Below are 16,312 nucleotides of genomic sequence, written 5' to 3'. Positions count from 1 at the left end.
AGAGGCTTTGATACAGCTCTTTTTTTGTTTGAAAGTAGAACGTCCATTCATTGAATTAGACACAATAAAATTAACTATATTTATTTCGATAATGACTCAATGCAAGCAATGAAAATAAATATTCATAACTGTGATAATGCCAATAAATATAACCGGCTAACCCTTGGCCTACAGGATATGTTTTTGCCCAATTTGGTGTTTCATTTTTTTTATTAAGAAGAAAAGTGATGCCGCGTTCAATAGTAGAGGTTGGTTGATCACTAACTGCAATGAGAGCATCCACAGCCCAGGCAGTCTGTGTGACTGTACTTGTCCCCAGTGGTATATACATTCTATGAATATCACTATAACAAGATTCTCCCCAGCCGCCATCTTCATTTTGAATCTTTTTTAACCAATTGACCGCTTTTTGGATAGCATAATGCTCGCATGAATATCCGGCTGCCGCTAATCCGGTTAGGGCGGCCCACGTTCCGTAAATATAGCATACCCCCCAGCGTCCAAACCACGAACCGTTGCTTTCTTGGTGACGAATAAGCCATTTACTGGCTTGCTTGCTGACGTTGTTAGGGTTTTTGATGTTTACAAAATTGCCAAGGAATTCTAATGTCCGTCCTGTTAAATCAGCTGTGGATGGATCGGATAGAATGAAGTCAGCATTTTCTATTGGTAAATAAGTAATCCACGATTTATCTACATTTCTTTCAAAAGCGGGAAATCCACCATCGTTATTTTGCATCGATAAAGTAAAGCGAAGTCCGCGCTGCCAGCTATTTTGAGCGTTTTGTTGATGAGCGAGTGCTCGCAATGAAGCGGTTGTGTCATCCACATCTGGATTTAGTGTACTACCATGGGAAAATCCCCAGCCGCCAGGAACAGCCTGTGGATTGTGAATAACCCAGTCTCCATATTTGTCCTGCTGTTGGGATAGTAAATAAGAGTTTGCTTTTTGAATAGTGGGATCTTGAATAGAGACACCGGATTCTTGCAGAGCGTAACTGATTAAAGCGGTATTCCAAACAGAGGCTGTCGTAAATTGAATATGTGGATGGCCATCGATGGAAGTGACCATTGCTTTCAATCCGTCGACGGCTTTTGTAATGATGGGGGCGTCTTTAGAATAACCGAGAGCAAGAAAGGCGAAAATCATAAAAAAAGTTGCGCTGAAGTAGTTATAAAATGTACCATCACTTTCAATACGGTCTGTCATATAGCGTTTGATGGATGCTTTAGCTAAGGAATGTAAAGAATGAGGTAAGCCGATTAACGAGGAGACACCTTCCTGAACTTTGGAAAATAAAGAACGATATTCACCCGTACGAAATTCTTCCCACAGCTGCTCTTCTTCTCGTTCTTCCTTCTTTATATATAAATCCTTCAAATTCGGACTACTGCTTCGTCTAATCCGAAACTTTTTATGACCAAGAAGCAAGAGGGGAATGAAATGCACTCGACTATAGACGGAAAAATCATACATGCTAATGAGACCATTCGGCGGCAATAAGATGAATTCAAGTGGGATAGGGAATACGAGAGGCCATTTGATTTGTCCGGTAATAGTCAGCATAAATTTAGTAAACAGTTTGGCCTTCTTTATCCCACCTTTCGAGAGGATAAATTGGCGAGCTTTGCGCATAGGTGGATCGTTCTTCTCATAATGTCCGCTATAAAGCAGAGCATAATAGGCCTCAATCGTAAGCGAAAGGTTACCCTCCTTCTCATCATGAAAAAGCTTCCATGCCCCATTGTCTTCTTGTTTACTTGCGATTCTTTCCACTAATGAGGCAATCAGTGTCTCATCCTTCATATCAAGAATGGTCAATAAAATGATCATATACGCATCTGGCGTGATACCCATTTCGAATGGATACTCCCACGCTCCATTAGCCGTTTGATCCGTTTTAAAACGCTGAATGAGGCGGTCGATTTCAGGTTGAACAGGTTGAATCAATTTAAGCAGCCCCCTTTTTTCTATGTTTGCTACAACATGTATATGTATCAAATGATTTGGGGTGCAGTTCTACTTTGATACTTGTTCTTTAAGAAGTAACAAAAGCTCGTCTATATGATTGGCTTCGATTACTTGACCATTTACAATGGCATAGGCGGATTTGCGGCAAGTTGAACAGTTGCTTAAGCATTCGTATTCTTTGTAGTGAATATGAGATTGTTGCAGCAATTGGCTAAAAGCAAGTGTTGTTTTTTCATTTAAATGACGATCGAGATTATTTTGACAAAATTCTATTTGTATCTTTTTTTTAGAGGGGAAAAATTTCGAGAAAAATATTTTCATATTCATCGCGCCCTTTGTTTAAAATTTAGAAACATGCTTTTATGAGATGAAGCGCTGTTTTTATAATACATAGCAATGTATAAAAATGGCTTGTCACGTACATAATTCGACAAAATAAACAAATGTGTATAAACAAATCAGTTGACAGTATAAAATTAGATGTTAAAATATTTATTGTAAAAGTTTTAATGATAATGAATATCATTCGCTTTATTACATTATTTAGGATTAATGAAAATTCTAATGGAAGTTACTACTTGTTTCAACCAGGTTTTTAAAAAATAGGAGGAATGCTTAGGTAGTTAACTTTAAAATGTTTTTTGCTCATTCTAAGTTAAATATAAAAATATTCATTTACTTATCTATCTTTATTTTAGTAGCGATTGCATTTTGGGGTTGATTTTAGAATTTTCTTTAATATATAGTTGAATTCTTACTTGGAGTGATAATCATTTTCAATTGTCGCACCGAGAATAAACACATTATGAGGATTACAAATGAGAATATGGATGTTAATAGTTGCAGCTGTAGTCCTGTCATTTGTATCGCTATTTATCGGGGCGATTGATATTAAGCCGAGTGACTTGCTCGACTGGAATTCGGATAAGACACAAATTTTCTTAGCAAGTCGAGTGCCTCGTTTAATGGCGATTATATTGGCAGGAGCAGGAATGAGTATTGCTGGTTTAATTATGCAGTCTTTAAGTCGAAATAAATTTGTCTCTCCAACGACTGCTGGTACGTTAGATGCAGCAAAACTAGGAATTTTAATTTCAATGCTGTTCTTTACCAATGTAACCTATACGCAGCAAGTTATTTTTAGCTTTGCCTTTGCTTTAGTAGGAACATTAGTTTTTATGCAAATTTTGGATCGTATTAAATTTAAAGATGTCATTTTCGTTCCACTAATTGGGATTATGTACGGGAACATTTTGTCATCGGTTACGACATTTTTTGCATATGAAGCAGACCTTCTCCAAAATATTTCATCTTGGTTAATGGGAAGCTTCACATTAATTATCGCAGGACGCTATGAACTGTTATACATAAGTATTCCAGCGGTTATTTTAGCGTATCTTTATGCGAATAAATTTACAGTCGCAGGTATGGGGGAAGACTTCGCTAAAAACTTAGGCTTAAGTTATAAGTTTGTATTAAATATAGGTCTTATCCTAGTTGCCATTATTGCTACAACTGTCGTACTAACTGTCGGCGTTATTCCGTTTTTAGGTTTAATTGTTCCTAATATTGTATCTCTTTATTTAGGTGATAATTTACGCAAAACTATTCCACATACAGCAGTATTAGGCGTTGTCTTCCTGTTAGTATGTGATATTATTGGGCGTATTATTGTTCACCCTTATGAGATTCCGGTTAACGTAACTGTGGCAGTAATCGGTAGTGTGATCTTCTTAATTATGTTATTTAGGGGGAGAGCATATGCGAAGTAATAGTACGAAGTTGATTTTTTTGGCGGTATTAGCGATTATTTGTATTTTACTTTACGGATTTTATGATATAAAAGGCGGCTTTGATTACGCCTTCCCAAAACGTATGATGCGTGTTACAGCAATGATTGTAACAGGTGTTGCGATTGCGTATTCGACAGTCGTGTTCCAGACAATTACCCATAACCGCATTTTAACACCTTCTGTTATGGGCCTTGATTCGATGTACGAAGTAGTACAAACCTTAATTTACTTCTTTGCAGGGTCACTGTCGATTTGGGTATTAAATAAATATTTAAATTTCGGTGCAGCGATTATCGCAATGGTATTATTTGCACTCATTTTATATCGTTTCTTATTCCGGGCCGATAAGCATCCTATTTATTTACTTCTTTTAATTGGGATGATTTTAGGAACGCTTTTAGGAAGTCTTGTGACATTTTTACAAGTACTGATTGATCCAGTGGAATATTTAAGTCTGCAAAATCGTCTATTTGCGAGCTTTACAAACGTAAAGGCTGACTTATTATATATTGCAATCGGTATTTTATTCATTGCGTTTATTTACGGTTATCGCATTATGGGGAAGCTGGATGTTATGTCACTTGGTCGTGAAAATGCGATTAACCTTGGTATTAACTATGACCGTATGGTAATGAATATTTTAATTTTATCTTCGGTTTTAATTGCGACATCAACAGCACTAGTTGGTCCGATTACGTTCTTTGGCTTAATCGTAGCGAATCTTTCCTATCAATATTTAGCTACATATAGGCATTCTGTTTTAATTTTAGGTGCAAGTTTAATTAGTATTATTGCATTAGTTGGTGGTCAGTTCCTCATTGAACATATTTTTGAATTACGTACGACGTTAAGTGTGATTATTAACTTTATCGGTGGTATTTACTTCATTTATTTATTATTAAAGGAAAGTAGGTCAGCAGGATGATTGAACTCAAGGGACTAACGAAGCGATTTGGTAAAAAGCCTGTTGTAGAAGACGTATCTGTAACCATCGAGCCGGGGACGATTACATCGTTTATCGGACCGAACGGTGCCGGTAAATCTACACTTCTTTCTATGGTGAGCCGGTTATTAGATGCAGATACTGGGGAAGTATTACTTGATAAAAATAATATTAAAAAATGGAAGTCCTCTGATTTTGCGAAGCGCGTTTCGATTTTGAAGCAAGCAAACTACATTAATGTCCGATTAACGGTACGTGAGCTGGTTGCATTTGGCCGCTATCCGTATTCGAATGGACGTCTTACAGCAGAAGATGAAAAATTTGTTGATCAAGCGATTGAATATATGAACTTAACAGAGATGCAAGATAAGTTTTTAGATGAATTATCAGGCGGTCAAAGACAACGTGCGTTTATTGCGATGGTTATTGCGCAAGATACGGACTATGTATTACTTGATGAGCCTTTAAATAACTTAGATATGAAGCATTCTGTTCAAATCATGAAGATTTTACGTAAGCTTGTAGATGAGCTTGGTAAAACAGTTGTCATTGTATTACACGATATTAACTTCGCGTCTGTTTACTCAGATCGTATTGTCGCGTTGAAAAACGGTAAGCTTGTGAAAAACGGGCCGACGCATGAGATTATTAATTCGGATGCACTACGTGAAATTTACGATATGGATATCCCGATTCAAGAGCAAAATGGATGTCGTATTTGTGTATACTTCAATTCACATACCTGATCACTCCCATGGCTAAAGCCGCTGGGGTTCTTTCTCACAAATATCCCACTTACCACCTTCCATAAGAAGAGGCAGAGGCGAGACTTGGGTGAGCAACATTTGAGAGAAAAACAGTCTTTCAAGAGGGCAAGATCGGTGCCAACTACGCCGTTCAACCGGCGATACTTGTCTAGGATTACGATACCGCACTCTTTCTATGAAGAGTGTTGGTCGGCAGAACGTTGAACATTTTACGTGACAGACGTTTTTCCTGTCACAACTACTTATGTTCAGTTTTCAAAGAACATCCTATCTACTAAATTATACCATTCCAAATACGTGGTGTACAGAACGTATTTTCGATATTTTATCTACACATCGCATTTGAGCGAACATTCATCCCATCTCTAAAGGGGATGCGAGCGCACCTTAATGGGCTTTCTTTTCGCAGAAATCTGTAAGGTAACCGAATGGTCGTAAAGAGCAGCCTAGAGGAGATGTACAAGCGTAACTTTTATTTTCTCTAGGTGTTTTTTTAAAAGTGACACAACTGTAGCTTTAAACTATGGATTATTGATATATTATTCGTTCTGAAAAATTTAAAATAATTATTCAGAAAGAGTATTGACGATAACAATTAATAATTCTGTAATGAAAACGATTATCGATGATAATAATTATCATTAATAATAAAGAAATATAAACTACATAAAAGGGGAGTAATACACATGAAAAAATGGAAATTAGCTAGTACAATGTTAGCGATGTCTTTAATGCTTACTGCTTGTGGTTCTAATGAAGAAACTAAAACAGAAGAACCAAAGGAAACTACAACAGCTAAAGATCAGGCTACAGAGGGACAAGGTGCGGTTTATCCAATGACTGTATCTCCAACAACTGCTTCAGCCGAAACTGAGGAAGCAGGTACAATCGACTTTGAAGATGTAACATTTGAAACTATGCCGAAAAAAATCGCAGTGTTTGATTATGGATTCTTAGACACATTAGATGCACTTGGTGTTGAAGGAGTTGTAGGTCTTCCTAAAGACTCAACTTTACCATCTCACCTTGAAGACTACTCTGCTGATAAGTATACAAGTATCGGTACTTTAAAGGAGCCATTACTTGAAGATATCGCTGAAATTGATCCGGATGTAATTTTTATTTCTGGTCGTCAAGCTCCATATTATGAAGAATTAAAGGAAATCGCTCCTGTAGTATTCGTTGGTACTTCTCAAGATGACTATTGGAACACATTTTTAGCTTCTGTAGATACTGCAGCTAAAATGTTCGGTAAGGAAGCGGAAGCTAAAGAATATCTTGCTAAATACGATTCAGCTTTAGAAGAAATTAAAGCTTTAGCTGGTAACTATGAAACATCATTAGTTACTATGTATGATCAAGGTAAATTATCTGGCTTCGCAGAAAACTCTCGTTTCGGTTATATGTATGACATATATGGCTTTAAACCAGTGACAGATAATATCGAGGCTTCTTCTCACGGTTCTAACTTCGGCTTCGAAGCAATTTTAGAATTTGATCCGCAAGTGTTATTCGTAATCGACCGTACAGCAGCTACAGGTGAAAAGTCTAACATCAAAGCTGATATGGAAAATGAAATCATCAAGAAAACAGAAGCTTACAAAAACAATAGAATCGTTTACTTAGATGGTCCACTTTGGTACTTAAGCGGCGGCGGCTTACAATCAGAGCTTGCAAAAATTGAAGAAGTTTTAGCTGAATTAAAATAGGTCAATAATTTATGTATGGGGCTTTCCAACAAGTTAGTGAAAACTGACTCTTTGGAAAGCTCTGTTTTGTTGTTTCATGGCTAGCTTTCTCAATAAAAAGATACAGCAGAACATGCAGGTGGATTAAAAGAGCCTGACTTTGAAGCAATTAACGAATTAGCACCAGAATGGATTTTAATCTCTGGGCGTTACACAGAAGTATATGAAGAATTAAACAAAATTGCTCCAACTGATAAAAAAAGGTCTGATTGTTTTAACATCTGGCGTCGGTTTAGTGTCTCTTGATAAAATGATCAGTGATATTGAAGCGGCTGAGACGTATTTGAGGAAGGCCGCCTAATTTTGTTTATTTGACGAGGATAGGTGGCTTTTTCGTTTATATAGGAAGAAAAAGATAAGCGACTTTACTTTTGATTCTCCAGCGCTTGTATTTTCGCTTTAATCGGTGAATAATAACTTATAATAAAGGTCTACATTGAAATAACGCTTAGTTCATTCATGTATGTGCATAGCTGTTTATTCAATAACGTTTATTAGAATAGTCATTATAAATAAGGGATATTTTCTTCCAAAATATTGAACTTTATAGCATTTTTTTTATAAGTCGTTTATAATGAGTACAGCCTAGCTGCGTTTAGTTTACAGTATTATTTATTGGCAAGTTCACGAATGATTTTATATAGTATAAGAGTGAATGTGAGGATGCAAAGAGCAATATCAAAATTAGGTGATGATTTGTAAAGTTCATTCATAAGATAGTGAGGTGCCAGAATACAAGTTGTCTCAGAATGTAGCAACAATGGGTTTTATAGGTGATTGATTAATGAACTTATAAGTGTTAGTATTAACTTTATTGTTTTTCCGAAGTTTATAAAGAAGTTGTAACAGTAGGTATATACGTTACCACTAGATTAGTAGAGGTGAAACCATGAATAACTTTTTTAAAAAAGGCCAGCAGTTCTTGATTGATCATACTCTTGGCTTTTTCTTAATTGCAGTCGTCATGTTTTGGATTAAAACATACATTGGGTATCAAGTAGAATTTAGTTTAGGCATTGAGAATGGATTACAAAGCTTTTTATTATTTATTAATCCATTAAGTTCAGCCGTTCTATTCTTTGCTTTAGCATTATTAGCAAAAGAGAAAAAGATGATTAAATGGATTGTTCGTTTAAATGTAATTTTCTCCTTATGGTTATTCTTTAATATTGTGTATTATCGTTCATTTACGGACTTTATTACGTTACCAACATTAACACAAGTACAAAATGCAGGAAACCTAGGATCGAGCGTATTAGCGCTTTTTAAACCATATGATGTATTGTACTTTGTAGATACCATTATTCTCTTTGTCCTATATAAATGGAAAGGGAAAAAATTCGTAGTTGTTAAACCAAAGCGTCGGACAGTTGCAATAGTGTTTCTAACAGGGATTGCTATTTTTACTGTAAATCTAGCATTAGCAGAGAAAGATCGTCCGCAGTTATTATCAAGAACGTTTGACCGTAACTATATTGTGAAATATTTAGGTCTGTATAATTACACAATATATGATGCTGTTCAAAATACAAAAACATATGCTCAACGTGCAACAGCTAGCAGTAATGATTTAACGGAAGTGGTCAACTATACAAAGGCAACAAAAGCTGAACCGAACCCGAAATACTTTGGTGCAGCTGAAGGGAAGAATGTCATTTATCTTCACTTAGAGTCGATGCAACAATTCTTAATTGACTATAAATTAAATGGGGAAGAAGTTACACCATTTTTAAATTCATTAGCAAAGAGTAAGGATTTCATGTATTTCGATAACTTCTTCCATCAAGTGGGACAAGGGAAAACAGCCGATGCAGAATTTATGCTAGAAAACTCGTTGTTTGGATTGCCTCAAGGAGCAGCTTTTACAAATCGGGCACAAAATACGTACCAAGCAGCTCCAGCTATTTTAAAACAAGAGGGGTATACATCAGCTGTATTCCATGGAAACTATAAATCATTCTGGAACCGTGATAAGATGTACAAATCACTTGGTTTTGATAAGTTCTTTGATGCGGAATATTATGATATGAAAGGCGAAGATGTTGCAAGTTATGGATTGATGGATAAACCGTTTTTCAAGGAATCTATTCCTAACTTAGAAGCACTTCCACAGCCTTTCTATGCGAAGTTTATTACGGTATCTCATCACTTCCCTTATACAATCGACCAAGAGTTAACAACAATTGGTAAGCATACGACGGGTGATGCATCTGTAGATAATTACTTCCAAACTGCTCGATATGCGGATGAAGCCTTAAAGGAATTCTTCACATATTTGAAGGAATCAGGATTATATGATAACTCTGTAATTGTGATGTACGGTGATCACTATGGTATTTCTGAGAATCATATGCGAGCAATGTCAGAGGTTCTTGGAAAAGAAGTGGGCGAATTTGAAGATGGACAATTGCAACGTGTGCCATTATTGATTCATGCACCAGGTGTTGAAGGTGGAGTGAAACATCAATATGGTGGTCAAATCGACCTTAGACCGACATTGCTTCATTTATTAGGTGTAGATACGAGTGAATATGTACAATTCGGTACAGACTTATTATCTAAGGACCATAATGAAATTGTTCCATTCCGGGATGGTGATTTTGTAACGCCGGATTTCTCATCATTTAAAGGAGTATATTATGATACGAAAACAGGCGAAACCGTTGAACCAACGGAAGAGATGACTAAAGCGAAAGAGTTTGTTGAAATGAAATTGAATCTGTCTGATAAAGTTGTCAATGGCGACTTGCTTCGTTTCTATGAACCAGAAGGCTTTGTACCTGTTGATCCAAACGACTATGATTACACATATAAAGAAGAAGAGCAAACAAGTACACCTTCTTCTAATAAAGAATCCAAGTAAAGTAAAAGGAGCCTAGAATCAATTTCTAGGCTCCTTTATTTTTGTATGGAGGTTTTACTTTATTTAGCAAGCATTTGTGCAATATATTTTTTAATTTCCTCTGGCTTTCCGGCAATCGTATCTTCACGAACTTGATCTTTTGCAACCTTTTCTTTTGCCTTCTTTAGAACTTCTTCAGCATTTTTTTGTGCCACGACAACAACACCGTCCGCATCGCCGACAATAATATCTCCCGGATAAACAGCGACGCCGCCGCATGAAATTGGCACATTAATATCGCCGACTCCTGCTTTACCGCTGGAAGCGACTGTTGTACCTCTTGAGAAAACAGGGAAATCTAGCTCTTTAATGGCTACGATATCTCGAATTACTCCGTCAACAACTAATGCACGGATGCCCATCGTTTTCATTAAACCAACAACAAAGTCTCCAGCAATAGCACGATATGTATCTCCTTTACTATCAACAACAAGTACATCACCAGGTTGTGCGGCTCCAATCGCTTTTAAGACAGCGCGATTATCATTAATCGGCAGTTGAACGGTCAATGCTCGTCCAGCAAAGCGATAATGCTCCTGTAAAGGTTTGATAGCAGAATTTAGGTTGTTTAATCCATCGAGTACATCTGAAATCGCCGTTGTGGGGATATTTTGAAACTCCGTAATGATATTTTCCATACACTGATTCCTCCTATTAAACTGTTATATAACAATTATACTATTTTAATGAATAAATAGAAAATATTTCTTTGTAAAAAAATTCATGTGTTTGCCCCCGTATATATTGTGTGTTATAGTAAGGGCAATATTAAAGTTTCTAGGGTTCCGCGATTGTGAAGGTCGGACTGGTCCGAGAGAAACGCGCAAGATTCAGCTTGCGTACACGGAGGGATAAAAGCCCGGGAGGTATTGAAAAATATACTTTCCGGGCTTTTTGCTGTGAAAAAGAGGAGGAGAAAAAAATGGCGTGGCTTTATTTAATCATTGCAGGAGTATTCGAAGTGATATGGGCAACAAGCTTAAAATATACGGAAGGATTTACGAAAATCATTCCATCTGTTATTACTGTTGTTGGGATGATTATTAGTTTCTATTTTTTATCAGCAGCAATTAAAACATTACCGCTTGGGACGGCTTATGCGATTTGGACAGGAATTGGCGCTGTCGGAGCGGTTACTATAGGGATTATCTTTTTTCAGGAACCGAAAGACTTCCTGCGTCTCTTCTTTGTGGGCTGTATTGTAATAGGGATTATTGGTTTAAAGGTTACTTCTTCTCAGTAGGCAAGTTTTTTTAGGTATTGCTCTGACTGAGCATATTTAACAGTTTTTCTTTTTATAATAGGGATAGAAGGGAGTGGCTGAAATGGAGAGAAGATGGTGGAAAGAGGCGGTTGTCTATCAAATTTATCCACGAAGCTTTATGGACAGCAATGGCGATGGAATTGGTGATTTACAAGGCATTATGATGAAGCTCGATTATTTGCAAACGCTTGGTGTCGATGTCATTTGGCTATCTCCAATTTATCAATCTCCTAATGATGATAACGGGTATGATATTAGTGATTATCGCTCGGTTATGAGCGAATTTGGAACAATGGCTGATTTTGAACGGTTGTTAAAGGCGCTTCATGAGCGTGGAATGAAGTTGGTGATGGATCTCGTTGTCAATCATACGTCAGATGAGCATGAGTGGTTTGTTGAATCAAGGTCGTCTAAAGACAATCCGAGGCGAGAGTATTATATATGGCGCCAAGGCAGGAATGGACAACCTCCTACGAACTGGGAATCTGTATTTAAAGGGTCTGTCTGGGAATATGATGCCAATACAGATGAATATTATTTACATTTATTTAGTAAAAAGCAGCCGGATTTGAATTGGGAAAACGAAGCGGTACGAAAAGAAATTTATGAAATGATGAAGTGGTGGCTGGATAAGGGAGTCGATGGATTCCGAATGGATGTTATTAACTTGATTTCCAAGGACCCTGCTTTTCCAGATGGATATGTGTATCCAGGAAAACAGTATGGAGACGGTAGTCCTTATATTATGAATCGCCCTTGGTCTCATGAGTTTTTGCAAGAAATGAATCGGGAAGTATTGGCGCATTACGATATTATGACAGTTGGTGAGGCACCTGGAGTTAATCCAGATCAAGCGAAATTGTATACAGGGCAAAAGCGGAATGAATTACAAATGGTATTTCAATTTGAACATGTCGATTTAGGAGGAGGACCAGAAGGGAAATGGAGCAATGGTCCGTGGAAGCTGACTGATTTGAAACATATTTTAACGAAATGGCAAAAGGGGTTAGAGGAGGATGGCTGGAACAGTTTGTATTGGAATAATCATGATCAGCCACGAGCCGTTTCTCGATTTGGTGATGATGGCATGTATCGAGAAGTTAGTGCCAAAATGTTAGCTACTTGTCTTCATATGATGCAGGGCACTCCCTATATTTATCAAGGGGAGGAACTTGGGATGACCAATGTGGCCTTTCATCAGTTAGATGAATATCGAGATATTGAAACAATCAATGCTTATCACGAGCTCGTATACAGCCGAGGATGGTCACATGATCAGATGATGGCTGCTATTCATGCTCGCGGGCGTGATAATGCGAGAACACCGATGCAGTGGAATCACTCTAAGCATGCAGGTTTTACCTCGGGTACTCCATGGATTGCAGTAAATCCTAATTATTTACAAGTTAATGCCGAAGAATCTATTAATAATCCAGCCTCCATTTTTTATTATTATCGAACATTAATTGGATTGCGAAAGAAATATAGCATTATTGTCTATGGTCGTTATGATTTGCTTTTTCCAGAAGACGAACGTATTTTTGCGTATACGAGAACGTTAGGAGAACAAAAGCTGCTTGTACTTTGTAATTTCACAGCTAATGCGGCTGACTTTTTCTTACCGAAAGAATTTATTCACAAATCAGCTAAGCTATTAATTAGTAATTATAATCAGAGGAATGAGGATGAAATAAACGAGGCTCCACTACGCCCTTATGAATGCCGTGTGTATTATCTATAGTAGAACCTATAAAGAAAGAACCCGATATACAATATCAGGTTCTTTCTTTAATATTATTCAGCTTTAAAGTCGCATTCCTCAAGAGGAATTAATTTTGTTTTATGTTTAATTTTATACCCAATCCATACAATGAAGAATAGGACTAAGCCAATGTACGAGACAAGCATAGAATTCCAGTCAATTCCGTCCGTTGAGAACGCTTGATATCCTTGTCCAATAATGATGATGATACAAAGAACCAATGCTAATATTGGGCCGAACGGGAATCCTTTTGCACGATATGGTAAATCATCTAAACTATGTCCTTGAGCAATGTAAGCCTTACGGAATCGATAATGAGCAATAGCAATTCCGACCCATGTTACAAAACCAGCCATACCCGAAGCATTTAATAGCCAAATATAAACGACGCCATCTCCAAATAAAGAAGCGGAGAAAGCAAGTGTACCGACTAATGCTGTGACAATAAGGGCATTCACAGGAACGCCGCGTTTGTCTAATTTACCAAGGAATTTAGGTGCCTTTCCATCGCGGGCTAAATCCCAAAGCATACGCGTAGATGCGTACATACCAGAGTTTCCAGCGGACAATACAGATGTTAGAATGACTGCATTCATAACAGAAGCAGCGAAAGCAAGACCGGCTCTTTCAAATACAAGTGTAAATGGACTAACCGCAACGTCATCACTTAACAGACGGGCATCTGTAAATGGAATAATCATACCAATAACTAGAATGGCTAAAATATAGAATAAAATAATGCGCCAGAATACGGATTTAATAGCTTTAGGAATATTTTTCTCAGGGGCTTCACTTTCTCCTGCTGTTACGCCAAGCAGTTCAGTTCCTTGGAAAGAGAATCCGGCAACCATGAATACACCAAGGATTGCGAAAAATCCACCGTTAAATGGACCACCATCTGCCACGAAGTTAGAGAACCCGATTGGATCGTTTCCTCCCATAATGCCAAAAATAATAAGGATTCCGGTAACAATAAAGATTACAACCGTTACAACTTTAATCATGGCAAACCAAAATTCCGCTTCCCCAAAGCCTTTAACGGATAAGTAGTTGAATAAAAACATAATCACTAGTGCCAATCCGCTCCATAGAAGAGACGGGCTGTCCGGGAACCAGAACTTCATAATAAGAACAACGGCCGCTAGTTCTGCAGCAATTGTAATGGCCCAGTTATACCAGTAATTCCAGCCAATGGCAAAGCCAAAGGATGGATCAACGAACTTAGATGCGTATACGCGGAATGAACCTGCAACTGGCATGAAGGCGGCCATTTCGGCTAGACTTGTCATTAAGTAGTACACCATAAGCCCAATAGCTGCATATGCAACAAGTGCTCCGCCAGGTCCAGCTTGATGAATAGCTCCTCCACTAGCTAGGAATAAACCAGTCCCAATTGTTCCACCTAAAGAAATCATCATTAAATGACGAGCTTTTAGATTCCGTTTTAATTGGGAAGGGGGTGTTGATAAGTTTGAATTTTTCATACATGTAACACTCCTTTTAAATTAGAAGGAAAGGACATTAGAAAAACACGAATTATCGCTCCTAATGGCGAAAGTCGATGTCTTTTTTATATTTAAGAGAAGTTAAACTTTCTTAAAGTATAAAAAAAACAGCCATCGAAAGATCGACGGCTGTTTTCTATAAACCCGTGTAATCCTTCCGAAGATAGCTCCCCACGTTGTTTCAGCAACGTGACAGTAATGTGCCTATTCGGTCACACCACCAGCAAGATGACCCCAAGAAAATCGTCTTGCTTCGGCAACTTATCCTTTTAAACGAAGTCATTGATATTCTTGTATCTCACTCGTTCTACTTTTATAAGCCGCAGCCTCTACCCCATCGGTTAATGAGGAAATATGCATTTTTTTATTATAGTAGAATTATAATCTAGTGATTTAAATAGTGCAATGATAACTTATTGGAAATGGCTTATAGTTACGATTTCAGTTTTCTGAATATTCAATATAAATAGCTGTTTTGTGAATATTTTCAACTGATTTCTCAAAGCATTCTATTATTATTCTGGAATATAAATCATTTAGGTAATTCAATAAAAAAGTAAAAAAGGGTTGCACTTTTGCATATAAATTATGTATATTATAAAATAAGTTTACCTAAGGAAACTTTTTAGTGCTTGACCATCAAAAGTGGTTCAATCTGTATTTTTTTATTCTTATTTTTGCATTAAGGAAACATTTATAACTACACGAAAAAGGGGGATGTTTATGAAATTCATATGGAAGTCAATGGCGAGTGTTATGTTTGTTTTTCTTTTATTAGTCGGGTGTTCAACGGAGACGGATAATCAAACGGAGGGCAAGCTTGTAGTAGTGGCGACAACGGGAATGATTGGAGATTTAGCTCAAAATATTGGCGGAGAGCATGTCGAGGTGACAAGTTTGATGGGGTCAGGAGTCGATCCGCATTTATACAAAGCAACTCAAGGAGATGTCAAGACACTTGATGGGGCAGATATGATTCTATATAACGGTCTTCATCTTGAAGGGAAAATGGAAGAGATTTTTGAGCAAATGGGCGAGCAAAAAACGACGATTGCGGTTTCTAAAGATATTGCTAAGGAAGAACTGCATGAAGTAAAGGCTGGGCAATATGATCCGCATATTTGGTTTGATGTTACGCTGTGGATGCAAGCTGCCGATACGGTCAATGAAGCATTAATAAAGGAAGATCCAGCCAATAAAGAAAGTTACCAAAAAAATTATGAAGCATATATTGAGAAATTAAAAGAACTACATGAATATGTTCAATCTGAAATCAATACGATTCCAGAATCACAACGTGTACTTGTTACAGCGCATGATGCATTTGGCTATTTCGGTGCAGCGTATGGATTAGAAGTGAAAGGGCTGCAAGGAATGAATACCGTATCCGAATACGGTTCTAAAGATGTCACAGATTTACGTGATTACTTAGTAGAAAAACAAATTAAAGCGATCTTCGTAGAAACGAGTGTTCCTAAAAAAGCAATCGAAGCCGTTATTCAAGGGGCTGAAAAGCAAGGGCATACTGTGAAAATTGGAGGAGAATTATTCTCAGATGCAATGGGAGAAAAAGGAACAGAAAAAGGAACGTATCTTGGAATGGTGCGTCACAATACCGATACGATTGTAAATGCGTTGAAATAAGGAGGGGTTTGG

Annotated in this window: 12 protein-coding genes, 1 pseudogene and 2 riboswitches; of the genes and pseudogenes, 9 read left to right on the top strand and 4 right to left on the bottom strand. The window is 37.3% G+C overall.

Features of this window, described 5'->3' with window-relative positions; translation table 11 throughout:
* Window positions 1-70 precede the first annotated feature (70 nt).
* Together shc and BAOM_RS21070 are read right to left on the bottom strand one after the other, a co-directional pair.
* A complete protein-coding gene (shc, locus tag BAOM_RS21075; RefSeq protein WP_306821280.1) occupies window positions 71-1,951 on the bottom strand; it encodes a squalene--hopene cyclase in 1,881 nt (626 codons plus the stop codon).
* A gap of 69 nt (window positions 1,952-2,020) precedes the next feature.
* A complete protein-coding gene (locus BAOM_RS21070; RefSeq protein ID WP_127761964.1) occupies window positions 2,021-2,293 on the bottom strand; it encodes a DUF1450 domain-containing protein in 273 nt (90 codons plus the stop codon).
* 497 nt (window positions 2,294-2,790) lie between these two features.
* Here BAOM_RS21070 and BAOM_RS21065 point away from each other — a divergent pair, with 497 nt between their 5' ends.
* The 6 genes and pseudogenes from BAOM_RS21065 to BAOM_RS21045 all read left to right on the top strand — a co-directional run bounded on the left by BAOM_RS21065 (window position 2,791) and on the right by BAOM_RS21045 (window position 10,086).
* Entirely contained in the window at window positions 2,791-3,744 is a 954-nt protein-coding gene (locus BAOM_RS21065; protein WP_127761963.1) for an ABC transporter permease, read from the top strand.
* Window positions 3,734-4,690 carry an iron chelate uptake ABC transporter family permease subunit gene (locus BAOM_RS21060; RefSeq protein WP_127761962.1) on the top strand — a complete coding sequence of 319 codons (957 nt, stop codon included), beginning with the start codon at window positions 3,734-3,736 and terminating at the stop codon, window positions 4,688-4,690. Before BAOM_RS21065 ends, BAOM_RS21060 begins: the two co-directional genes overlap by 11 nt.
* Complete coding sequence (locus BAOM_RS21055; protein WP_127761961.1) at window positions 4,687-5,454, top strand: iron ABC transporter ATP-binding protein; 768 nt, start codon at window positions 4,687-4,689, stop codon at window positions 5,452-5,454. Before BAOM_RS21060 ends, BAOM_RS21055 begins: the two co-directional genes overlap by 4 nt.
* Before the next feature lie 707 nt (window positions 5,455-6,161).
* Complete coding sequence (locus BAOM_RS21050; RefSeq protein WP_127761960.1) at window positions 6,162-7,184, top strand: siderophore ABC transporter substrate-binding protein; 1,023 nt, start codon at window positions 6,162-6,164, stop codon at window positions 7,182-7,184.
* A gap of 108 nt (window positions 7,185-7,292) precedes the next feature.
* Window positions 7,293-7,415: pseudogene (locus BAOM_RS25630) on the top strand (ABC transporter); the annotation flags it as partial.
* A 697-nt stretch (window positions 7,416-8,112) separates the two neighbouring features.
* A complete protein-coding gene (locus BAOM_RS21045) occupies window positions 8,113-10,086 on the top strand; it encodes a lipoteichoic acid synthase (RefSeq protein ID WP_127761959.1) in 1,974 nt (657 codons plus the stop codon).
* A 59-nt stretch (window positions 10,087-10,145) separates the two neighbouring features.
* Here the strand turns inward: BAOM_RS21045 and BAOM_RS21040 are convergent, their stop codons facing one another.
* Complete coding sequence (locus BAOM_RS21040; RefSeq protein ID WP_127761958.1) at window positions 10,146-10,763, bottom strand: RraA family protein; 618 nt, start codon at window positions 10,761-10,763, stop codon at window positions 10,146-10,148.
* Between the two features lie 128 nt (window positions 10,764-10,891).
* Window positions 10,892-10,993, top strand: a riboswitch (guanidine-I (ykkC/yxkD leader).
* Between the two features lie 54 nt (window positions 10,994-11,047).
* Between BAOM_RS21040 and sugE the strand changes: the two genes are divergently transcribed.
* Together sugE and BAOM_RS21030 are read left to right on the top strand one after the other, a co-directional pair.
* Complete coding sequence (sugE, locus tag BAOM_RS21035; protein WP_127761957.1) at window positions 11,048-11,368, top strand: quaternary ammonium compound efflux SMR transporter SugE; 321 nt, start codon at window positions 11,048-11,050, stop codon at window positions 11,366-11,368.
* 82 nt (window positions 11,369-11,450) lie between these two features.
* Window positions 11,451-13,130 (top strand): glycoside hydrolase family 13 protein, encoded by a 1,680-nt coding sequence (locus tag BAOM_RS21030; RefSeq protein ID WP_127761956.1) that lies wholly within the window; start codon window positions 11,451-11,453, stop codon window positions 13,128-13,130.
* A 53-nt stretch (window positions 13,131-13,183) separates the two neighbouring features.
* Here the strand turns inward: BAOM_RS21030 and BAOM_RS21025 are convergent, their stop codons facing one another.
* Window positions 13,184-14,635, bottom strand: a complete 1,452-nt coding sequence (locus BAOM_RS21025) for an amino acid permease (protein WP_127761955.1) — start codon at window positions 14,633-14,635, stop codon at window positions 13,184-13,186.
* 177 nt (window positions 14,636-14,812) lie between these two features.
* A riboswitch (Lysine riboswitch) is annotated at window positions 14,813-14,996 on the bottom strand.
* Window positions 14,997-15,379: 383 nt separating this feature from the next.
* On the opposite strand from BAOM_RS21025, the gene BAOM_RS21020 reads away from it, so the two are divergent.
* Complete coding sequence (locus tag BAOM_RS21020) at window positions 15,380-16,300, top strand: metal ABC transporter solute-binding protein, Zn/Mn family (RefSeq protein ID WP_180319800.1); 921 nt, start codon at window positions 15,380-15,382, stop codon at window positions 16,298-16,300.
* Window positions 16,301-16,312 lie beyond the last annotated feature (12 nt).

The sequence above is a fragment of the Peribacillus asahii genome, from assembly GCF_004006295.1.
GTDB lineage: Bacteria > Bacillota > Bacilli > Bacillales > DSM-1321 > Peribacillus > Peribacillus asahii_A.
Note: the sequence above shows the minus strand (reverse complement) of the source record. Positions and strands in the feature narration are given on the sequence as shown.

Excerpts from the sequence above, each read along its gene's own strand:
- BAOM_RS21050 (WP_127761960.1), top strand. The coding sequence starts at position 6,162 with ATGAAAAAATGGAAATTAGCTAGTACAATGTTAGCGATGTCTTTAATG.
- BAOM_RS21030 (WP_127761956.1), top strand. The coding sequence starts at position 11,451 with ATGGAGAGAAGATGGTGGAAAGAGGCGGTTGTCTATCAAATTTATCCA.
- BAOM_RS21065 (WP_127761963.1), top strand. The coding sequence starts at position 2,791 with ATGAGAATATGGATGTTAATAGTTGCAGCTGTAGTCCTGTCATTTGTA.
- sugE (WP_127761957.1), top strand. The coding sequence starts at position 11,048 with ATGGCGTGGCTTTATTTAATCATTGCAGGAGTATTCGAAGTGATATGG.
- BAOM_RS21060 (WP_127761962.1), top strand. The coding sequence starts at position 3,734 with ATGCGAAGTAATAGTACGAAGTTGATTTTTTTGGCGGTATTAGCGATT.
- BAOM_RS21045 (WP_127761959.1), top strand. The coding sequence starts at position 8,113 with ATGAATAACTTTTTTAAAAAAGGCCAGCAGTTCTTGATTGATCATACT.
- BAOM_RS21055 (WP_127761961.1), top strand. The coding sequence starts at position 4,687 with ATGATTGAACTCAAGGGACTAACGAAGCGATTTGGTAAAAAGCCTGTT.
- BAOM_RS21070 (WP_127761964.1), bottom strand. The coding sequence starts at position 2,293 with ATGAAAATATTTTTCTCGAAATTTTTCCCCTCTAAAAAAAAGATACAA.
- BAOM_RS21025 (WP_127761955.1), bottom strand. The coding sequence starts at position 14,635 with ATGAAAAATTCAAACTTATCAACACCCCCTTCCCAATTAAAACGGAAT.
- BAOM_RS21020 (WP_180319800.1), top strand. The coding sequence starts at position 15,380 with ATGAAATTCATATGGAAGTCAATGGCGAGTGTTATGTTTGTTTTTCTT.
- BAOM_RS21040 (WP_127761958.1), bottom strand. The coding sequence starts at position 10,763 with ATGGAAAATATCATTACGGAGTTTCAAAATATCCCCACAACGGCGATT.